The organism is Blautia sp. Sow4_E7, assembly GCF_052116245.1.
Lineage (GTDB): Bacteria > Bacillota > Clostridia > Lachnospirales > Lachnospiraceae > Blautia_A.
Genome location: NZ_JBQKLL010000090.1, coordinates 1 through 3,305 on the forward strand (window position 1 = coordinate 1; position 3,305 = coordinate 3,305).

Sequence of the window (3,305 nt, forward strand, 5' to 3'; positions counted from 1 at the left end):
TGGTCTGAAGAACTGCCGGATCACTGTCGAAAAACTAAATCAAGGTAAAGCTCCATGCCAGCCTTTGGGCTGGCATATCTTTTTGGGGAGGACCAGTTATTTACCATATACCTATATCAAGGGTAAAATGCACACCCGGCACAGCCGGGTGCCCTTGACATACCATCTTGTTTTTGATAAAAATAATCAAGGGCTTGTAAGCGGATAACCGCTCTCAAGCCCACTCAATTATCATAGAAAATCTGGATTTACAGAGATTATTTCACACTGTCAATTGTCCGAGTGCAGGATCGATGTAATTTAATATGATGTTCCGGTATGTCATGTAAATATTATAAGAAATATCTTTTTCGTTCCACATATAATACCAAAGCCAGTAATCATAAAATTCTTTTACGGTATAGGAATATGGGACAAACTGCTTCCGGCAGATCTGTATGAGTGCCTCATCTCTGGCAAGCTGGGCTTCTTTCCGGGTGGGAAAGCTACCGCGCTGGATCGATTTTGAGACTCCCGACTGGAAAATAAGTTCAAAACGGAAACTATATCTCTTACGGGACTTTATAAAACTTATGCTTCCTCCGGGAAGACAGGAGACAACGCTTCCTAAAAAGAAAGTATCTTTCACAGCTGGTTTTTCAATGCTCTTTCCTTTGGGCATGGGATACCTCCTTTCCCAGACTCTCCCAGATCCCAAGGACCGGATTCAGGGTGTTGTTTAATGCTGTTTCGATTTCAGAATTTTCATCAGGAAAATCGCAGTAGAATGCGATGGTGGAACTGAGTTTTGTGTGTCCAAGGATATGGGAAATGTTTTCGATGTCCACTCCCATTTCTGCTAGTATATATGCAGACATATGGCGGAGATTAGTCATACTAATATCTGGCAGAAGGGCCGCCCTTGTGATGTCCCTAAGTGCTGTACCAGGGGTAGAGGTGGATTTTATTCTTGCAGTGGCGCCAAGGCAAACATAATCTTGAAATTCTGTTGTATCGGGATTAGCTTCCAGGATCAGCCGGTTTTCTTTTTTTCGTTTATTTGTTCTTTACTAAACACTCTTCCAGGACTTCGCATTAATAAATGCAAAATTTCAAACTCTGTAAAAGATAAATCTATTTTTTCCTGCTTTCGAAATAATTCTCTTTTATCCAACAAAATAACCATATCTCCATAATGTATCTTCAATGGCTTTATATTATTTTCATCACAATATATATTTCGTCCTGTTCCCAAAGCAGCAAGAACCGACTCTATTATTTCTTCTTCATTATCATTAAAAGATATCAATAATATTTTTCCGATGTTTTCACTTCCTTCCAACATATACTTGCATTATGTTCCTATCCAATTCTAAAATCACCAACACCATAATCTGGTTCCCCATTCATTTCTATCACTTTACATGGTTTGCGATCAAAATATTTTTCTAAAACAGGCATGAAATTATCAATTTTTCTTTCTTCCCCATACAGTTCTACCATCATTTCGTTAGTCGGTTCATATTGAACGCAACCTGACATATGATATTTCTGGCAAAGCAGGTATATTTCTATTTTTCCAATAGTTTCTCTGTAATACATTCTGTATCGTTTTAACATTCACTTTACTTCTCCACCCTATTTTTTTCTCAGTTCACCGCCTGATTCCACTCTGCACCATTCGTATCAGTCCATGTATCCACACCATCAAATATAAATATTCTTTCTATACGATCCATGTATCTTCCATCAGCCAACTTATAAACAGTCGTAGTTTCTCCCTTCAGATTTACAATTTCAACTACATCCTCTCCTGGATAATCTTCATTCTCTGAACTGGATTCTGAATTCTCTTCTTCAGTTTTCTCCAAATAATCCACCTGAATTTCATCATCTGTTGCATTTACATCCGCATTTTCAATTGGTTGCATTTCTACCACATTCTCTTCATTTTTCGGAAGTTGCGCTACATCATTGTTTTCAACTGTTTGGTCAGCATTTTGATCAGATACCTTTTCTTTCTCACCTGCAGTCTGTTCCTTACCACCTGTCATTTTCACTATTCCTGTACTCTGTTTTTCGCAAGCACATAAAGTTCCAACCATTGTAACCATAACAATCAATAATAATGTTCTTTTTTTCATCATCTTAAAATCCTCATAATATTTTGTTTTTTGTTTAAAAATAAACATTTTTTATATCATAGATATCATAAACTGCTTTCATACGGTGTCTTTATTTCAGCAGTTTTTCGTAAGTGAAGTTGCCAGCAGCGTTCCTCATAAGCAGTACATCAAGCACTACCAAGACGGCACCCAATCCCAAAAGAAGCCACGAATTGATCAAAAGGATGCCAGTAAATTGTCCAATAACCAGTGCGAGGATTGGGAAAATCAGAAATACAGCCCGCTGCTGTGCTTCTTCGATGGTCTTAGCCTTTGCAGAACTACGCACTGTCACAGCAATCGCAACGAGCGAGAATGTCGGAGCAATCAGAAGCATAATGATCAGCCAGCTTATACCTGGGATAATCAGATTGCCGGTCAGAAAGAAGACTTCCACCTCTACAACCAACAGCATGGCAGCAAACGAGATATAGGAAACCATCATCCCAACAGAAAATCCAGCCAGTATTTTGGATTGGAACAGCTGTCGCAGGGACAGCGGCGAATAAAGCAATGTTTCTAAGGTATGCTTTTCTTTTTCTCCCACAAAGGAGCTTGCTGCCATAACAGAGGATGCCATGATGGGAACAATCAGAAAAAAGGACGGCATAATGTTATTCAATATAAGTCCCAATACCCTCTGCTGCTGACTATACTCCCCATCTGTAACGGGCATCATATCCAGCAGTTTCTGAAAATCCGAAGCAGCATCTGGAGCCTGCGTCAGTACAAGTACAAAAATCGACGGCAGAACAATGGTAAGCACAAGCGGCACGATAAGAAGAACCGCGAATATCTGCTTATTTGATGTAATACCACGAATATCTTTCTTTATTAAGGCGAATCGTCCGTTATTCATATTTTTCACGCTCCGTTTCTGCATGTTCCCGGTCAATCAGAGAAAAATAGATTTTCTCCAACGAAAGCTGTTCTTTTGATACATGATGCACATCACCACCAGCCTCTACGATTCTTTTTACAATCAGCGGGATGTCATGCTCTGAGGCTACATCAATATCATAGATGTGATCTCCAATTTCCTGATATATCGTATGCGATGAATAACCCACCGTTTAGACAGTTTCCTTTTTTCATGAGATAATTCTCTCATGGAGTGGAGTTTATATACATCTTCTATGTTACTTTACTATTCGGACCATT

Annotated in this window: 8 protein-coding genes; 1 reads left to right on the forward strand and 7 read right to left on the reverse strand. The window is 39.1% G+C overall.

Annotated elements, in window-relative coordinates; translation table 11 throughout:
• On the forward strand, positions 1-208 hold a 208-nt coding region (locus ACTQ50_RS19275), incomplete at its 5' end, for a hypothetical protein (protein ID WP_441485514.1).
• Between the two features lie 54 nt (positions 209-262).
• Here ACTQ50_RS19275 and ACTQ50_RS19280 read toward each other — a convergent pair.
• From ACTQ50_RS19280 to ACTQ50_RS19310, 7 genes are all read right to left on the reverse strand, one after another.
• On the reverse strand, positions 263-661 hold the full coding sequence (locus tag ACTQ50_RS19280; RefSeq protein WP_441485515.1) for a hypothetical protein: 399 nt from the start codon (positions 659-661) through the stop codon (positions 263-265).
• On the reverse strand, positions 639-1,016 hold the full coding sequence (locus ACTQ50_RS19285) for a tyrosine-type recombinase/integrase (protein ID WP_441485521.1): 378 nt from the start codon (positions 1,014-1,016) through the stop codon (positions 639-641). Before ACTQ50_RS19285 ends, ACTQ50_RS19280 begins: the two co-directional genes overlap by 23 nt.
• Complete coding sequence (locus ACTQ50_RS19290; RefSeq protein ID WP_441485516.1) at positions 1,013-1,324, reverse strand: winged helix-turn-helix domain-containing protein; 312 nt, start codon at positions 1,322-1,324, stop codon at positions 1,013-1,015. Before ACTQ50_RS19290 ends, ACTQ50_RS19285 begins: the two co-directional genes overlap by 4 nt.
• 17 nt (positions 1,325-1,341) lie before the next feature.
• Positions 1,342-1,599, reverse strand: coding sequence for a hypothetical protein (locus tag ACTQ50_RS19295; RefSeq protein WP_441485517.1), 258 nt, complete (start codon positions 1,597-1,599; stop codon positions 1,342-1,344).
• A 29-nt stretch (positions 1,600-1,628) separates the two neighbouring features.
• A complete protein-coding gene (locus tag ACTQ50_RS19300) occupies positions 1,629-2,126 on the reverse strand; it encodes a hypothetical protein (protein WP_441485518.1) in 498 nt (165 codons plus the stop codon).
• Between the two features lie 88 nt (positions 2,127-2,214).
• Positions 2,215-3,003, reverse strand: a complete 789-nt coding sequence (locus tag ACTQ50_RS19305; protein WP_441485519.1) for an ABC transporter permease subunit — start codon at positions 3,001-3,003, stop codon at positions 2,215-2,217.
• Positions 2,996-3,214, reverse strand: coding sequence for a hypothetical protein (locus tag ACTQ50_RS19310; protein ID WP_441485520.1), 219 nt, complete (start codon positions 3,212-3,214; stop codon positions 2,996-2,998). The genes ACTQ50_RS19305 and ACTQ50_RS19310 overlap by 8 nt, the downstream gene beginning before the upstream one ends.
• Positions 3,215-3,305: the final 91 nt, after the last annotated feature.